This is a genomic window from Pandoraea capi, assembly GCF_902459735.1.
GTDB classification, from domain to species: Bacteria; Pseudomonadota; Gammaproteobacteria; order Burkholderiales; family Burkholderiaceae; genus Pandoraea; species Pandoraea capi.
On sequence record NZ_CABPRV010000013.1, the window covers coordinates 119,485 to 135,320 of the forward strand.

The 15,836-nt window shown below is 63.3% G+C and carries 11 protein-coding genes; 5 read left to right on the forward strand and 6 right to left on the reverse strand.

Translation table 11 applies throughout. The features are described from left to right. Positions 1-128 precede the first annotated feature (128 nt). The 6 genes from cls to dapC form a co-directional block, all read right to left on the reverse strand. The gene (gene cls / locus PCA20602_RS22475; RefSeq protein WP_150723091.1) at positions 129-1,556 is read right to left on the reverse strand and encodes a cardiolipin synthase; all 1,428 of its coding nucleotides are present in this window, start codon (positions 1,554-1,556) and stop codon (positions 129-131) included. A 133-nt stretch (positions 1,557-1,689) separates the two neighbouring features. Continuing rightward, on the reverse strand, positions 1,690-2,586 hold the full coding sequence (prmB, locus tag PCA20602_RS22480) for a 50S ribosomal protein L3 N(5)-glutamine methyltransferase (RefSeq protein WP_150723092.1): 897 nt from the start codon (positions 2,584-2,586) through the stop codon (positions 1,690-1,692). A gap of 24 nt (positions 2,587-2,610) precedes the next feature. Then, positions 2,611-3,762 (reverse strand): succinyl-diaminopimelate desuccinylase, encoded by a 1,152-nt coding sequence (dapE, locus tag PCA20602_RS22485; RefSeq protein ID WP_069344964.1) that lies wholly within the window; start codon positions 3,760-3,762, stop codon positions 2,611-2,613. A 4-nt stretch (positions 3,763-3,766) separates the two neighbouring features. Continuing rightward, complete coding sequence (locus PCA20602_RS22490) at positions 3,767-4,114, reverse strand: ArsC family reductase (protein ID WP_069344965.1); 348 nt, start codon at positions 4,112-4,114, stop codon at positions 3,767-3,769. Between the two features lie 106 nt (positions 4,115-4,220). Then, the gene (gene dapD / locus PCA20602_RS22495; RefSeq protein ID WP_069344966.1) at positions 4,221-5,048 is read right to left on the reverse strand and encodes a 2,3,4,5-tetrahydropyridine-2,6-dicarboxylate N-succinyltransferase; all 828 of its coding nucleotides are present in this window, start codon (positions 5,046-5,048) and stop codon (positions 4,221-4,223) included. Positions 5,049-5,072: 24 nt separating this feature from the next. Beyond that, a complete protein-coding gene (dapC, locus tag PCA20602_RS22500) occupies positions 5,073-6,275 on the reverse strand; it encodes a succinyldiaminopimelate transaminase (protein WP_150723093.1) in 1,203 nt (400 codons plus the stop codon). Between the two features lie 364 nt (positions 6,276-6,639). Here dapC and PCA20602_RS22505 point away from each other — a divergent pair, with 364 nt between their 5' ends. From PCA20602_RS22505 to def, 5 genes are all read left to right on the forward strand, one after another. Further along, positions 6,640-7,638 (forward strand): DMT family transporter, encoded by a 999-nt coding sequence (locus tag PCA20602_RS22505; protein ID WP_150723094.1) that lies wholly within the window; start codon positions 6,640-6,642, stop codon positions 7,636-7,638. Between the two features lie 155 nt (positions 7,639-7,793). Beyond that, a complete protein-coding gene (gene smc, locus PCA20602_RS22510) occupies positions 7,794-11,309 on the forward strand; it encodes a chromosome segregation protein SMC (RefSeq protein WP_150723095.1) in 3,516 nt (1,171 codons plus the stop codon). 39 nt (positions 11,310-11,348) lie between these two features. Beyond that, on the forward strand, positions 11,349-12,860 hold the full coding sequence (locus tag PCA20602_RS22515; protein ID WP_150723096.1) for a cell division protein ZipA C-terminal FtsZ-binding domain-containing protein: 1,512 nt from the start codon (positions 11,349-11,351) through the stop codon (positions 12,858-12,860). Positions 12,861-13,043: 183 nt separating this feature from the next. Next, the gene (ligA, locus tag PCA20602_RS22520; protein ID WP_150723097.1) at positions 13,044-15,179 is read left to right on the forward strand and encodes an NAD-dependent DNA ligase LigA; all 2,136 of its coding nucleotides are present in this window, start codon (positions 13,044-13,046) and stop codon (positions 15,177-15,179) included. Positions 15,180-15,195: 16 nt separating this feature from the next. Further along, positions 15,196-15,729, forward strand: a complete 534-nt coding sequence (gene def / locus PCA20602_RS22525) for a peptide deformylase (RefSeq protein WP_150723098.1) — start codon at positions 15,196-15,198, stop codon at positions 15,727-15,729. The last annotated feature ends 107 nt before the right edge of the window (positions 15,730-15,836 follow it).

Sequence of the window (15,836 nt, forward strand, 5' to 3'; positions counted from 1 at the left end):
GCAGGCGCAGCTTGCTAAAGGCGACGGCGCCCTTGTGAAAGCCGTTTGTCAGTGTGGTGAAACATTTGACGAGGCAAACCGAAAGCCGTTTGCCTCGCGCAGGTCACGCGCGCGGGACGCAGCGCACGCTACAAAATCGGGGCGAACAGTCGCGACACGCGCATCACGATCTGACGCCATTTCGGAATCTTCCGAAAGTCGTCTTTGTTCAGGAGCGTGGCGTGTTCGAAGTCGTTGGTCAGCATATAGGCGACGTCGTCCGCAAACGCCCGGTCGACGGTCAGCAGCATGAGCTCGAAGTTCAGGCGGAACGACCGGTTATCGAGGTTCGCGCTACCCACTGCGGCTGCGCTGTCGTCGATCAGCACGACCTTCTGATGAATGAAGCCGTGGTGGTAGCGATAGACATTGATGCCGCTGCGGGCGGCTTCGTAAGCGTACGAGGTCGTCGCTTCGAACACCACGTAGTGATCGGGCCTGTCGGGGATCAGTATGCGGACGTCGACACCGCGTAGCACCGCCAGACGCAGCGCCGAGAATACTGCTTCGTCCGGCACGAAGTAGGGGGTGGTGAGCCACACGCGCTGTTGCGCGGCGTTGATCGCGGTGACGAAGAACAGCGACGATGTCTCCAGACGGTCGGCCGGGCCGCTCGGCACGACCTGGCAGTGCATGTCCTCGCCGGACGCGACAGGTTGCCGGTTCAATTCCGGTACCGTACCCGTGCACCAATGCCAGTCTTCGGCAAAGGCTCGCTGGATACCAACGACTGCGGGCCCGCGCACCGAAATATGCGTGTCGCGCCACGGCGCGAGCGGTGGCTTTTCCCCGAGGTACTCGACCCCGACGTTGTGCCCGCCGATGAATGCCTCGTTGCCGTCGATCACCACGATCTTGCGGTGATTGCGGAAGTTCAACTGAAAACGGTTGACGAAGATGCCGCGCTTCTTTGCGGCGAACTCATGCACCTGCACGCCGCCCTGGCGCAGCTTTTCGCAGTAACTGCGCGGCAGATCATGACTGCCGATGCTGTCGTAAAGGAAATAGACCTTCACGCCGGTCGCGGCACGGGCCAGCAAGTGTGCGGAAAGTGCGCGACCGAGGGCGTCGTCCTTGACGATGAAGAACTGCACGATGATGTAGTCGCGTGCACGGTCGATGGCGGCGAAGATCGCGTCGAACGTGGCGCGGCCGTTGACCAGCAGCCGAACACGGTTGCCCGCTACGAAGGACATGCCGGTCATCGCAGTCAGCGAGGCGAACTCCGGATGGGCTTCCATCGCGACGGGCGGCTCGCCGCTCCATTGCGTCTCTCCCATGCGCGATTGCAACGCTTCATTGCGTGCTCGACGCGCCTCTACATAGCCGACGAATTTCGAGCGGCCGAGGAACAGATAGGGGATGAGCGTGAGATACGGCATCGTCACGAGCGATACGGCCCATGCCACGGCGCCTTGTGACGTACGAACCGTCAGGACCGCATGGATCGCAGCGGCGATCCCTAGGGCATGCAGACAGGCGACGGCAAAGCCGACGTCGAGCCAGTTGAGCACCATGACGGACTACCTTCCTCCATGCCGTGAGTCGCGCGGACCCGGGAACCCGAGTGTAACCGGGGTGCGTGAACTTAGGCGAGGGGGAATCGGCGGACATGCCGGGACATCGATGTCCGCCGGTGTTGCCGTGGATTCAGGGAAGATCCGCGGCTTGTACCAGAAAGACCATGTCGTCGCCGGCGCTGGTTGCCAGCCACGTGATCGGCAGGTCAGGGAATGCCGCTTCGACGAACTCGCGCTCGTTGCCGATTTCCACGACAAGCACGCCATCGTCCGTCAGATGTTCGCGAGCGCCTGCAATGATGCGACGCACGACATCCATGCCGTCGTCGCCACCCGCCAGCGCCAGGCGCGGTTCGTGAAGATACTCAGCCGGCAGCATCTGCATCGAACCCTCGTTCACGTACGGCGGATTGGTGATGATGACTTCGTAGCGCTTGCCTTCGGGCAGCGGGGCGTACAAATCGCCCAGGTGAAGCGCGACGCGATCTTCGAGGCCATAGTCCGCCACATTGATCCTGGCGACATCCAGCGCGTCCGGCGAAATGTCGACGGCATCGATCTGTGCCGCCGGGAATGTCTCCGCCGCGAGAATGGCAAGGCAGCCCGAGCCGGTGCAGAGTTCGAGGACGTCTGCAACGTTTTCGGCATGGTTGACCCACGGCTGCAACGCATCTTCGAGCAGTTCGCCGACGAACGAGCGCGGCACGATGACGCGCTCATCGACGTAGAACCGATGGCCGTGCATCCATGCTTCGTTCGTAATGTACGACGCAGGCACACGCTCGCCGGCGCGGCGATTGATCACCGACAGCGCGCGCGTGATTTCCTCGGGCAGCAAACGTGCGTCGAGAAACGGATCGAGCGTATCGATGGGCAGATGGAGCGTGTGCAGCAGCAGGTAGGCGGCTTCGTCGTAGGCAGACGCCGAGCCGTGACCGAACGCAAGCTCGGCTTCGGTAAAGCGCGACACTGCGTAGCGCAGCAGGTCGCGCAGCGTCTGGAAAGGGTGAGGGGTCTGGGTCGTCATGATGATGGATTCGCCTCGCACACCTTACGCGACCAGGCGTTTCAGCACGCCACGATAGACGTTCTTGAGCGGCTCGATGTCAGCCACGGCAATGTGTTCGTCGATCTTGTGGATGCTGGCGTTGCACGGGCCGAATTCGATCACCTGCGGGCAGATGCGCGCAATGAAGCGGCCATCCGACGTGCCGCCGGTCGTCGACAGTTCGGTCTCAAGCCCCGTTTCCTCGCGAATGGCGCTCGACAGCGCGTCTGACAGATCGCCGCGCGGCGTGAGAAACGGTTGACCGCTGATCGACCAGTCGATCGTGTAGGTCAGACCGTGACGGTCGAGCAGTTCATGCACGCGTTGCTGGAGCCCGTCAGACGTGCTGGCCGTCGAGAAGCGGAAGTTGAACATCACCATCAACTCGCCCGGAATGACGTTAGTCGCGCCGGTGCCTGCGTGGATGTTCGAAATCTGCCAGGTCGTCGGCGGGAAGTATTCGTTGCCGTTGTCCCACACGGTCTGCGTCAGCTCGGCGAGCGCCGGGGCGAACACGTGCGTCGGGTTTTTGGCGAGATGTGGGTAGGCAATATGGCCCTGCACGCCTTTGACGATGAGCTTGCCGGACATCGAGCCACGGCGGCCATTCTTGACCATGTCACCGAGGCGCTGGCTGGACGTCGGTTCGCCGACGACGCAATAGTCCAGACGTTCACCGCGTGCCTGCAACGCTTCGACGACCTTCACGGTGCCGTCGGTGGCGGGGCCTTCCTCGTCGCTCGTCAGCAAAAAGCCGATAGCGCCCGCGTGGTCCGGATGCTGGGCGACGAATTCCTCCGAGGCGACGACGAAGGCGGCGAGCGACGTTTTCATGTCGGCAGCACCACGTCCGTAAAGCATGCCGTCGCGATGCGTCGGTGCGAACGGGTCGGAATGCCATTGCTCGACCGGGCCCGTCGGTACGACGTCGGTGTGGCCTGCGAAGACGAGCAGCTTGCCGTCGGTGCCGCGCGTGCCGCGCTTGACGGCCCACAGGTTGGTCACGCCGTTCGAGGCGATAGTCTCGCACGCGAAGCCGATCGCCGTGAGGCGGCGCGCCAGAATGGCCTGACAGTCGCGATCTTCGGGCGTCACCGAGTGACGGGCGATCAGTTGCTCGGTAAGCGCCAGCGTGGCGCCTTGGGAGGAAGTCATGAAATCAGAATCGTGAAGCGTAGCTGTCGGGCGTGAAGCCCACGGAAACCTTGCCGTCGGCCACCAGCACAGGGCGCTTGATGAGCGACGGGTTTTCGATCATCAGGGTACGGGCGACCGATTCATCGGCCGCCGCAGCCTGTTGCTCCGGCGTGAGCTTGCGCCACGTGGTGCCCTTGCGGTTGAGCAACGTGGCGAGCGGCACCTGAGCGAGCCAGGTGCCCAGCAGTGCGTCGTTCACGCCCGCCTTCTTGAAGTCGTGAAAGTCGTACGCCACGTCATGCTCGTCGAGCCACGTGCGCGCCTTCTTCACGGTATCGCAGTTGGGAATGCCGTACAGCACCGCTGTCATTGCCTGAACTCCTGATGTCGCAATTGCAGAAACAAGGCGCGAGGCAGGCACGTCGCATCACGCCGTGGTCGGCGCTACGACACCCGCCTCGCAATACCGCGCTGGCTTATTCGCCGCGCAGCAGATCGTTGATGGCCGTCTTGGCGCGCGTTTGCGCGTCGACCTTCTTCACGATCACGGCGCAATACAGGCTGTACTTGCCATCCTTCGACGGCAGGTTGCCCGGCACGACGACCGAACCGGCCGGCACGCGGCCGTAATGCACTTCGCCCGTTTCACGGTCGTAGATCTTGGTCGACTGGCCGAGGTACACGCCCATCGAGATCACCGAGTTTTCTTCGACGATCACGCCTTCCACGACTTCCGAGCGGGCGCCGATGAAGCAGTTGTCTTCGATGATGACCGGGTTGGCTTGCAGCGGTTCGAGCACGCCGCCGATGCCCACGCCACCCGACAGGTGAACGTTCTTGCCGATCTGGGCGCACGAACCGACGGTAGCCCACGTGTCAACCATGGTGCCTTCATCGACGTAAGCGCCGATGTTGGTATATGACGGCATCAGCACGACGTTCTTGCCGATGAACGAGCCGCGACGGGCCACGGCCGGGGGCACCACGCGGAAGCCGCCGCGTGCGAAGTCTTCGGCGGTGTAATCGGCAAACTTGCTCGGCACCTTGTCGTAGAACTGGCTGAAGCCGCCGGCGGGCATCACGGCGTTGTCTTCGAGGCGGAACGACAGCAGCACGGCCTTCTTGATCCACTGGTTCACGATCCACTGGCCGTCTTGCTTCTGGGCGACGCGCAGTGCGCCGGCGTCCAGTTCGGCGATGACGTGCGAGACAGCTTCGCGGACTTCGGCGGGGGCGGACTTGGCCGAGATCTCGGCGCGGTTTTCCCAAGCTTGGTCGATGATGGTTTGCAGTTGTTGCGACATGGCGAGAATCGTTTGCAGTGAGGATTAAAGGGATTGGCAGAATTGCACGATGCGCTGTGCGCCTTCGGTGCATTCGTCCACATCGGCCACGAGGGCGATGCGCACATAGTTTTCGGCCGGGTTGGCGCCGTGCGCCGCGCGTCCCAGATAGGATCCGGGCAGTACGGCCACATTGTATTGCGCCAGCAACTGGCGCGTGAATTCCGTATCGGACAGGCCGGTCTTCGCATCGACCTTCGCCCACAGGTAGAACCCGGCGTCCGGCAGGCGTACGTCGAGCACCTCGGCGAGCATCGGCGTGACCGTCTGGAATTTCTTCAGATACTTGCTACGGTTCAGACGCACGTGGGCTTCGTCGTTCCACGCGGCAATGCTCGCGGCCTGCACGGCCGGGCTCATCGCGCAGCCATGGTAGGTACGGTAGAGCAGGAATTTCTTGAGGATGGCGGCGTCGCCAGCAACGAATCCCGAGCGCATGCCCGGCACGTTCGAGCGCTTGGACAGGCTGGAGAACACGACCAGACGCTCGAAACCACGGCCCAGTTGGTGCGCCGCAGCGAGACCACCCAGCGGCGGACGCTCTTCGTCAAAGTAGATCTCGGAATAGCACTCGTCTGAAGCGATCACGAAGCCATACTGGTCGGACAGTTCGAACAGGCGCTTCCAGTCTGCCAGCCCCAGCACGGCGCCAGTCGGATTGCCCGGCGAGCACAGGTAGACGAGCTGGACGTCGCGCCAGACGTCGGCGGGCACCGCGTCGTAGTCCGGTGCGAAGTTGCGTGCGGGGTCGCTGTCCGCGTAATAAGGCGTAGCGCCGGCGAGCAGCGTCGCGCCTTCGTAGATCTGGTAGAACGGGTTCGGGCACAGTACCCGGGCGCCCGGCTTGCCACCGTCGACGACGGCCTGGGCAAACGAGAACAGGGCTTCGCGGGAGCCGGTGACCGGCAGCACTTCCGTCGCCGGATTGACGTTGGGCAACGCGTACCGGTGTTCGAGCCAGTGGGCGATGGCCGAGCGCAGCGGCTCGCCGCCTGCCGTGGCGGGATAGTTCGAGAGACCGCCCAGCCCTTCGATCAGGGCTTCCTTGATGAACTGCGGCGTGGGGTGCTTGGGCTCCCCGATGCCGAAGCTGATGGCCTTGTACGCGCTCGCGGGCGTGACGTCCGCGACGAGCGACTTCAGGCGTTCAAAGGGGTAGGGCTGGAGCTTGTCGAGTAATGGGTTCACTTGGATTCAAACAGACTCAGGGCTAGGGGTCGCAACGCCATTCATGGCGTCGACGAGCAAATTCGGGGCCACCCGGGGCCGCACAGGGCGACTGGGCGAGATCTGGGGCGCGTCGGTGCGCAATGCGACACCGTACCTTTCAGGCGGCAGATCCGGCGCACGGCAAGCCGGATATCGACCTGCGCTTATCCGTTTCATCACGCGAAAGGGGTTCCCGGACGCGTTCAAGAATGGCAAGATCGGTAAAGCGAAAATTATACCGTCACGGCGCCCACAAAGCGCGATCACCGCGTAATTCAGCACATTCCGAGGCGCCAATAGGGCAAGTCTGCGGAGTATCTCAGGTTTTTCAGGAGTCAACAGCATGACCGTAGCCGGTAACGGCGCGCGTGGACCGGAGTCGGCTGGGTCCGGCGCCGCCAGCACCTCTTTGGGCACACGAGCCGCGCCCGCTCTGGCCATTCTCATCGGATCGTCCGTATGGGGGCTGGCCTGGTTTCCCTATCGGATCCTTGCCCAATGGGGCGTAGCGGCCGTACCCGCACAGATATGCACCGCCTCCGTGGCCATCCTGCTGCTCACGGTGGTCTATCGCCGCTCGCTCGGCACGCTGCGATGGTCCTGGCTGCTCGTCGGCGTGGCGTTCGCCGGCGGCACAACCAATGTCGCGTTCGTCTGGGGCACGACCCACGGGCATGTCATGCGGGTGTTGCTGCTGTTCTATCTGACCCCCGTGTGGACGGCGTTGTTTGCTCACTGGCTGCTGGGTGAGCGCGTGGGGCTGCGCGGCGTGGGGCTAATAGCGCTCGCGCTGGGTGGCGCCGGGCTGATGCTCTGGTCGCCTGAACTTGGCTGGCCTGTGCCGAACAACCCTGGCGAGTGGGCGGGGGTGATTGCCGGTGCGGCGTTCGCGATGAACAACGTGTTGCTGCGGCGCGTCAGTCAGTCGCTGCCGGATGTGCGCGGCGAAATGCGCAGCTGGACGCTATATCTTGGCTGCGTGGTCGGCGGTCTGCTGGTGCTGCCGTTCGACGGCGGCGTGCAGAGCGGGCAGGCCGCCGTCTCGGCGCTGACCTCGAGCGCTGCGACCGCAGCGGTTGCGCTGGCGCTGGGGTGCACCATCGCGCTGACCAACGTCATCGTTCAGTTCGGGCTGGCGAGGGTGCCGGCCAATCAGGCCGCGCTCATCATGCTTTTCGAAATCGTCGTGGCGGCGATCTCGTCGTGGTGGCTGGCCAGCGAGGGGCTGGGGGCGCGGGAAATCACGGGCGGGTTGTGCATCGTGGCAGCCGGCGTGCTCTCCGGAATTTTGCCCGATTCGCGGCGTTGTAAATCCGCGACGGCGGGGGATGCGATGGTATGATGCGTACCGTCGCTGTATCGCCGTAAGCAAGGCGGAAAGCAGCAAGAAATTTGCAGTAATGCGGCCTGCCCACGCCAGCGTGCGCAGGCCCGACAGGACCAGCTAGCGCGTCTGCGTCTTTCCCATCATTCAATGACCGATAAAGCGAACCTGCCGTGCGTCTGACTTCCATCAAACTCGCTGGCTTCAAATCCTTCGTCGACCCGACGAACTTCGCGGTGCCTGGCCAACTGGTCGGGATCGTCGGCCCGAACGGGTGCGGCAAATCCAACATCATCGACGCCGTGCGCTGGGTGCTCGGCGAGTCGCGCGCCTCGGAGCTGCGCGGCGAATCGATGCAGGACGTGATCTTCAACGGGTCGACTGCCCGCAAGCAGGCGAGCCGCGCCAGCGTCGAACTGGTGTTCGACAACAGCGCCGGGCGCGCCGCCGGGCAGTGGAGCCAGTACGCCGAAATCGCCGTCAAGCGCGTGCTCACGCGCGATGGCACCTCCAGCTACTACATCAATAACCTGCCGGCCCGCCGCCGTGACATTCAGGACATCTTCCTGGGGACCGGTCTCGGGCCGCGTGCCTACGCCATCATCGGGCAGGGGATGATTTCCCGGATCATCGAGGCCAAGCCGGAAGAACTGCGTGTATTCCTCGAGGAAGCCGCGGGCGTTTCCAAATATAAGGAACGTCGTCGCGAGACCGAGAACCGGTTGCAGGACACGCGAGAAAACCTCACGCGCGTGGAGGACATTCTTCGCGAACTCGGCACGAACCTCGAAAAGCTCGAATCGCAGGCCGTCGTCGCCAATCGATTCAAGGACTTGCAGCGCGATGGGGAGGAGAAGCAGCAACTGCTCTGGCTGCTTCGGAAGAACGAAGCGCAGAACGAGCAGGAGCGTCAGCAACGCGCCATCGAATCGGCGCAGGTCGATCTCGAAGCGCAGATGGCGCGCTTGCGCGGCTCGGAGTCGGACCTCGAGACACTGCGCGCGGCCCACTACACGGCCACCGATGCCGTACAGGCTGCACAAGGCGCCATGTACGAGGCAAACTCGGAAGTCAGCCGTCTCGAAGCCGAAATTCGTTACGTCGTCGAGTCGCGTAATCGCGTGCAGGCCCAACTGGCGGCGCTGACGTCGCAGCGCGAGCAGTGGCAGGCCCGTTCGGCACAGTCCGAAGAGGAACTGGCGCTCGCCGAAGAAGAACTCATCATTGCGGAAGAGCGTGCTGCGACCGCACAGGATCAGGCCGCCGAGCAGAATGAGGCGCTGCCTGCGCTGGAATCCGGTTGGCGCGACGCGCAGAACCTCCTCAACGAACAACGTAGCGAGATCGCGCAGGTTGAGCAGAGTCTGAAACTCGAAGCCGCGCATCAACGTAATGCCGATCAGGCATTGCAGCAGTTGCAACAGCGTCAGGAGCGTTTGCAGGGCGAAGCCCGCGGGCTCGACAAGCCTGATGAGGCCGAGCTGGAGATGCAGCGCGGCGACCTGGCCGAACATCAGGCGATGCTCGAAGATGCGCAGGCCGAACTGGCCGACGCACAGGAGCGTTTGCCGCGCCTCGAAGCCGAGCGTGCCGAAGCGCAGGCCCGGGTGCAGTCCGAGGCGGCGACGATTGCGCAGCTTGAGGCGCGTCTGACGGCGCTCAAGCAACTCCAGGAAAGTGTGCAGACGGAAGGCAAGGTGCAGCCGTGGCTCGACAAGCACGAGCTGGCACAACTGCCGCGTCTGTGGAAGAAGCTGCATATCGAGCCGGGCTGGGAAAACGCGCTCGAATCGGTGCTGCGCGAGCGTCTGGCTGCGCTGGAAATCAGCAACCTCGACTGGGTGAAGGCCTTCGCGAGCGATGCGCCGCCGGCCAAGCTGGCGTTCTATTCGCCGCCGCCTGCTGCGCGTCCCCAAGAAGCACCCGCGTCGCTGCGCCCGTTGTTGGCATTGTTGCGTATCGACGATCCGGGCCTGCGCGCGGTCTTGCAGGAATGGCTCGGCCATGTGTTCGTCGCCGATGATCTGGCGCAAGCCATGACCGCGCGAGCGCAACTGCCCGAGGGCGCGTCGATTGTCGTCAAGGCGGGCCATCAGGTGACGCGTGTCGGCGTGCAGTTGTATGCCGCGGACTCCGAACAAGCCGGTTTGCTCGCCCGCCAGCAGGAAATTGAGAATCTCGGCAAGCAACTGCGCGCACAAGCCTTGCTCTCCGACGAGGCCAAGTCGGCGGCGGTGCGCGCTGAGGCTGCGTACAGCCAGGCGGCGCAGGCGCTGACGGAAGTTCGTGCCCGCGCCGAGCGTGCCACGCAACGTGTCCACGCCCTGCAGATGGACGTGCTCAAGCTCACGCAAGCTTACGAGCGCTATAACGCCCGCAGCACCCAGATCGACGAAGAGCTGCGTGAAATTGCTGCGCAGATCGAAGAGCAGCTGGCCATGCGCGCCGAATCGGAGGCGAACTTCGAGCAAAGCGATTCGCGTCTGGCGGAATTGCAGGCCACGTTCGAAGACGGGCAACTCGAGTTCGAATCGCTCGACAGTCAACTGTCCGATGCACGTAACCGCGCCCGTGAGCTCGAGCGTCTGGCGCAGGAAGCGTCTTACGGTCAGAAGGGCATCTCGAGCAAGATCGACGAACACCGTCGCAGTATCCAGACGGCGCTCGAACAAGCCGAGCGCCTTGTCGTCTCGATCGAGCAGGCGCAGGCCGAACTCGCACAGATTACCGAGCAGACTGTGGAAAACGGTTTGCAGGACGCCCTCGAACTGCGTGCCGAGAAGGAAGAGATTCTGGGCGCAGCCCGCATCGAACTCGATGCCCTGACGCAGAAGCTGCGCCAGAGCGACGAAGAACGCCTGGCGGCCGAGCGCGGGTTGCAGCCGCTGCGCGATCGCATCACGGAATTGCAGTTGAAGGAGCAGGCGGCGCGTCTGAATCGCGAACAGTTCGTCGAGCAACTGACGACCGCCGAAGTCGACGAAGAGGCGCTGTCGGCCAAGCTGACGACGGATATGAAGCCGTCGTATCTGCAAGGTGAAGTGACTCGCATCAACAACGCGATCAACGCACTCGGCCCGGTCAACATGGCCGCGCTGGAAGAGTTGGAGACGGCGCGCGAGCGCAAGGTCTTCCTCGATGCGCAGTCGGCCGACCTGAACGATGCCATCGAAACGCTCGAAGGCGCCATCCGCAAGATCGACGAAGAAACGCGTGTGTTGCTGCAAGGCACGTTCGACGAAGTGAACAAGCATTTCGGCGAGCTGTTCCCGATGTTGTTCGGCGGCGGACAGGCGAAGCTCATCATGACCGGCGACGAAATTCTCGACGCGGGCGTGCAAGTCATGGCACAGCCCCCGGGCAAGAAGAACTCCACGATTCATTTGTTGTCTGGCGGAGAGAAGGCGCTCACGGCCATTGCGCTGGTGTTCGGGATGTTCCAGCTCAATCCGGCGCCGTTCTGTTTACTCGACGAGGTCGACGCGCCGCTCGACGACGCCAACACCGAGCGCTACGCCAAGATGGTGGCGCGCATGTCGGACCGCACCCAATTCGTATTTATTTCGCATAACAAAATCGCGATGGAAATGGCCAATCAGCTCATCGGCGTCACCATGCAGGAGCAAGGGGTGTCGCGGATCGTGGCTGTGGACATGGAGTCTGCGATCAATCTGGCCGAGATCGCTTGACCCCGCGCCCACGATGGAGAAGAGAGAGGAACGCCGCGCATGAATGAACTGCAGCTGAGCTTGATTGCCGCAGGGGTAGTGGTACTGCTGGGGGTCGTGGCCTATAACGCCTGGCAAGGCAGCAAGGCACGGGCACGCATACCGCGTCGGATGCCGGTCGACGGCGCCGGCATCGATGCGACCGCCGGTGCGCCGGATGCCGACGACGACCGCCCGTTCATCGAACCGACGCTTTCGCCGCCGCGCGTACCCGCGCAATCGGGCGAGCGCCGTGAACCGACGCTTGGGCCGGCAACGGCTACGGCGACGACGTCGGTGCAGGACGCTTTTGCCATCAATGAAGATGCTTGGGATGCACCGCCGGCGGCTCGCAAGCGTGCTGCGCAGGAGGCCGCCGCTCGCGCTGCGGCCGAGGCGGGTGGTGCCGGGGAGTCGGGTGAGTCGGTAGCGACAGCAGAAGTTGCTGATGCCGAATCGGCCGCCCGGCAGGAAGATGACGCCGTAGCGCGCGATGTCCAGGAGGCCGATGCGGTCAGCGCCGTGGCACGCGTCGACGCGGAACTGGCGGCTGACGATACGGTCGACGCGGCGGCGGCTGGTGCTGCCGCTGCGGCGGCCGGGGCGTCGGACCGTGTCCCCACTGCCGTCACGACCGCGCCGCCCGCCGCTGCCGATGCGGTGCCGTCGACGCAGGGGGCTGCGGCCGTGCGTCCGGCGACGCCGAGCGGCCCGCCTCCCATCATCGACGAGCGTATCGATTGCATCGTCGAGTTGCCGTTGGCAAATATGGTGGCTGCGGAGCGTCTGATGCCGCTGACGGTGCGCATGCGCCGTGCGGGCAGCAAGCCGGTCAACGTGGAAGGCCGTCTGGACGAGGCGTCGTCCTGGGAGCCGATTCGCACGGGTGGACGCTATCACCAACTGCGTATGGCGGTACAACTGGCCAACCGCGCGGGTGCACTGAACGAGGTGGAATTCTCCGAATTTTCGAATCTCGTGCAAACGCTGGCAGACGCCGTCGACGCCTTGCCGGAACTGCCCGACATGATGGAGACGGTGGCCCGAGGCCGTGAACTCGATGCGTTCGCCGCGCAGTGCGATGCTCAGTTGTCGGTCAACGTGCTGTCGGACGGTGCGCCGTGGTCGGCGAACTACGTGCAGGCGGTCGCGACGCAGGACGGTTTGCTGCTCTCGCGCGACGGCATGCGCTTCGTCAAGCTCGACGCCCGGCAGAATCCGGTGTTCATGCTGCAATTCGGCGACACGAACTTCCTGCGCGACGACCTCACGTACAAGGGCGGTGATCTGATCACGATGCTGCTCGACGTACCGGTTGCCGACGAAGACCTCCTGCCGTTCCGTCTGATGTGCGATTACGCACGCTCGATCGGGCAACGCATTGGCGGCCGGGTTGTGGACGATCAACGTCGCCCGCTTTCGGATGCTGCACTGCAAAACGTCGACAAGCAGTTGCTCAAGCTGTACGAGCGCCTTGAAGCACGTGGGCTTCCGGCGGGTTCGCCTGTGACGCGCCGCCTGTTCAGCCAGTAAATTCAGGGCCGACGCGACAACCGACGATACCAAGCCATTCGTTTTCGAGTCGCGTTCGATGCACGCCGTTCACCGTCGGGTGAGCGGCGTTTTTGTTCCGATTGATTCCACCTATCGACGGCGCGCAGGTGCGCGCGTCGAAGGCATAATGTTCTGACTTCTCGTACCCCGAGTCTTGCACGCATGTCCCAAACTTCCGTTCCGGGTCAGGGCGCGAACGCCCCTACGACTGCCGATGCCACGGCAGCTGCCCAACGCGCTGCCGAGTTGCGCATCGAGTTGGCACGTCACAACCGCGCGTACTACGAGGACGACGCACCGCTGATTCCCGACGCCGAATACGATCGTTTGTTTGGCGAACTGGTCGCGCTGGAGAACGATTTCCCAGCATTGCAGCGCGCCGATTCGCCGACCCAACGCGTGGGTGGCAAACCTGTCGACGGATTTGCGCCGGTCGTGCACCGCGTGCCCATGCTGTCGCTGAATAACGGCTTTGCCGACGAGGATGTCGAGGCGTTCGATCGTCGTGTGTCCGACGGGTTACGCGACGCGACGCCTGCGAATGCCGCTGGTGTGGCGAATGCACCGTCCGATGATTTGTTCGGCTCTTCGGTCGAATACGCCGCCGAGTTGAAGTTCGACGGGCTGGCCATTGCCTTGCGGTACGAACAGGGCGTGCTGGTGCAGGCCGCGACGCGTGGTGACGGTACGACCGGGGAGGACGTCACGGCGAACATTCGCACGGTCAAGACGATTCCATTGAAGCTCGATACCGAACAACCGCCCGACGTGCTGGAAGTGCGCGGCGAGGTACTGATGTTCCGGGCAGACTTCGACAAACTCAATCAGGCACAGGAGGCGGCGGGCGAAAAGGTATTCGTCAACCCGCGCAATGCTGCGGCCGGGAGTTTGCGTCAGCTTGATTCTAAGATCACGGCCAAACGTCCGCTGTCGTTCTTCGCTTATGGCGTGGGCGAACTGGTTGGCGTATCCATGCCGGAAACCCATTCGGCGTTGCTCGACTGGTACGTCACGCTGGGCATTCCGGTGAATGATCGTCGCGAGGTCGTGAAGGGGGCGGACGGGCTACTGAAGTTCTATCGCGCCGTGGGTGAGGCGAGAGCGTCGTTGCCGTACGACATCGACGGTGTGGTCTACAAGGTCAATCGTCGCGACGAGCAGGATCGTCTCGGTTTCGTCTCACGTGCGCCTCGCTTTGCACTGGCCCACAAATTTCCGGCGCAGGAAGCGCTGACGACACTGCTGGATATCGAAGTGCAGGTGGGACGTACGGGGGCGATCACGCCGGTCGCCCGGCTGGCGCCCGTGTTCGTGGGGGGCGCGACGGTGACGAACGCCACGCTGCATAACGAGGATGAGATTCGTCGCAAGGACGTGATGATCGGCGACACCGTGATCGTGCGTCGTGCGGGAGATGTGATTCCCGAGGTGGTCGGGTCTGTACTGGATCGCCGCCCGGCGGACGCCCGCGCCTTCGTCATGCCGACGGAGTGCCCGGTGTGTGGATCGGCCATCGAGAAGCTGCCGGACGAAGCGATTGCCCGTTGCACGGGCGGCCTCATTTGTGCCGCGCAGCGCAAGCAGGCGTTGCTGCATTTTGCGCAGCGTCGTGCGCTTGATGTCGAGGGGCTCGGCGACAAGCTCGTGGAGCAACTCGTCGACCAGCAGATCATTCGGACGCCCGCAGATTTGTTCAAACTGGGCGTGGCGAAGCTGGCGGCGCTGGATCGGATGGCCGACAAGTCGGCGTCCAATCTCGTGGCGGCATTGGAGAAGGCGCGTCACACGACGTTGGCGCGATTCATCTTCGCGCTGGGCATTCGCCACGTGGGCGAGGCGACGGCCAAGGATCTCGCGCGTCATTTCGGCAAGCTCGATAATCTCATCGCAGTGTGCAAGCGAGACTCCGATTTGACGGAACTGCTGGCGGTGCCCGACGTCGGACCCATTGTGGCCGAGTCGATCAACAATTTTTTCTGCGAAGATCATAATGTCGAAGTGATCGAGCAACTGCGCGCGGCGGGCGTGACCTGGCCGGAGTCGGAGCCGGCTGCCGTGGCGCCGTTGCCATTGGCAGGCAAGACTTTTGTGCTGACGGGTACGCTGCCGACGCTCTCGCGAGACGAGGCGAAGGCAATGCTCGAGGCACAGGGCGCAAAGGTTGCAGGCTCCGTTTCTGCAAAGACCGACTACCTGGTGGCGGGCGCGGAAGCGGGCAGCAAGTTGGCGAAGGCTGAGGCGCTGGGTGTGCCGGTGCTCGACGAAGACGCTATGCGCGCGATGTTGGCTGCGCTTTGATGTGAGGATCCAACCGATGATTCGCGACATTCTGAAGATGGGCGATCCGCGTTTGCTGCGTATCGCCAGACCTGTCGAACACTTCGGCACGCCCGAGCTGGACGAGCTCGTCGCCGATATGTTCGAAACCATGAAACATGCGAACGGCGCAGGACTCGCCGCGCCGCAGATCGGCGTCGATCTGCAGGTGGTGATCTTCGGCTTCGAGCACAACGAGCGTTATCCGGACGCGCCCGAGGTGCCGGAGACTGTACTCATCAATCCGACCATTACGCCGCTCACGCAGGATATGGAGGAGGGGTGGGAGGGGTGTCTGTCGGTACCGGGACTGCGCGGCATGGTCAATCGCTACTCGATGCTGCGTTACGAAGGGTTCGATCAGCAAGGACGCGCCATCGATCGCGTGGCCGAAGGCTTCCATGCCCGCGTGGTGCAGCACGAGTGCGATCACCTGATCGGCAAGCTCTATCCGATGCGCATTACCGACTTCAGCAAATTCGGTTTCACCGAAATCCTGTTTCCGGGACTCGATCCGAATAGTGACGACTGAGGCACACTTGCCCCGGTGGCAGTGGATCGACGATCGCTGCTGAGTTGAATGAAAAAGCCCGCCTTCAAGGCGGGCTTTTTCATGACTGCGTTCGATGAGTCGAGGGC

Excerpts from the sequence above, each read along its gene's own strand:
- cls (WP_150723091.1), bottom strand. The coding sequence starts at position 1,556 with ATGGTGCTCAACTGGCTCGACGTCGGCTTTGCCGTCGCCTGTCTGCAT.
- prmB (WP_150723092.1), bottom strand. The coding sequence starts at position 2,586 with ATGACGACCCAGACCCCTCACCCTTTCCAGACGCTGCGCGACCTGCTG.
- dapE (WP_069344964.1), bottom strand. The coding sequence starts at position 3,762 with ATGACTTCCTCCCAAGGCGCCACGCTGGCGCTTACCGAGCAACTGATC.
- PCA20602_RS22490 (WP_069344965.1), bottom strand. The coding sequence starts at position 4,114 with ATGACAGCGGTGCTGTACGGCATTCCCAACTGCGATACCGTGAAGAAG.
- dapD (WP_069344966.1), bottom strand. The coding sequence starts at position 5,048 with ATGTCGCAACAACTGCAAACCATCATCGACCAAGCTTGGGAAAACCGC.
- PCA20602_RS22505 (WP_150723094.1), top strand. The coding sequence starts at position 6,640 with ATGACCGTAGCCGGTAACGGCGCGCGTGGACCGGAGTCGGCTGGGTCC.
- PCA20602_RS22515 (WP_150723096.1), top strand. The coding sequence starts at position 11,349 with ATGAATGAACTGCAGCTGAGCTTGATTGCCGCAGGGGTAGTGGTACTG.
- ligA (WP_150723097.1), top strand. The coding sequence starts at position 13,044 with ATGTCCCAAACTTCCGTTCCGGGTCAGGGCGCGAACGCCCCTACGACT.
- def (WP_150723098.1), top strand. The coding sequence starts at position 15,196 with ATGATTCGCGACATTCTGAAGATGGGCGATCCGCGTTTGCTGCGTATC.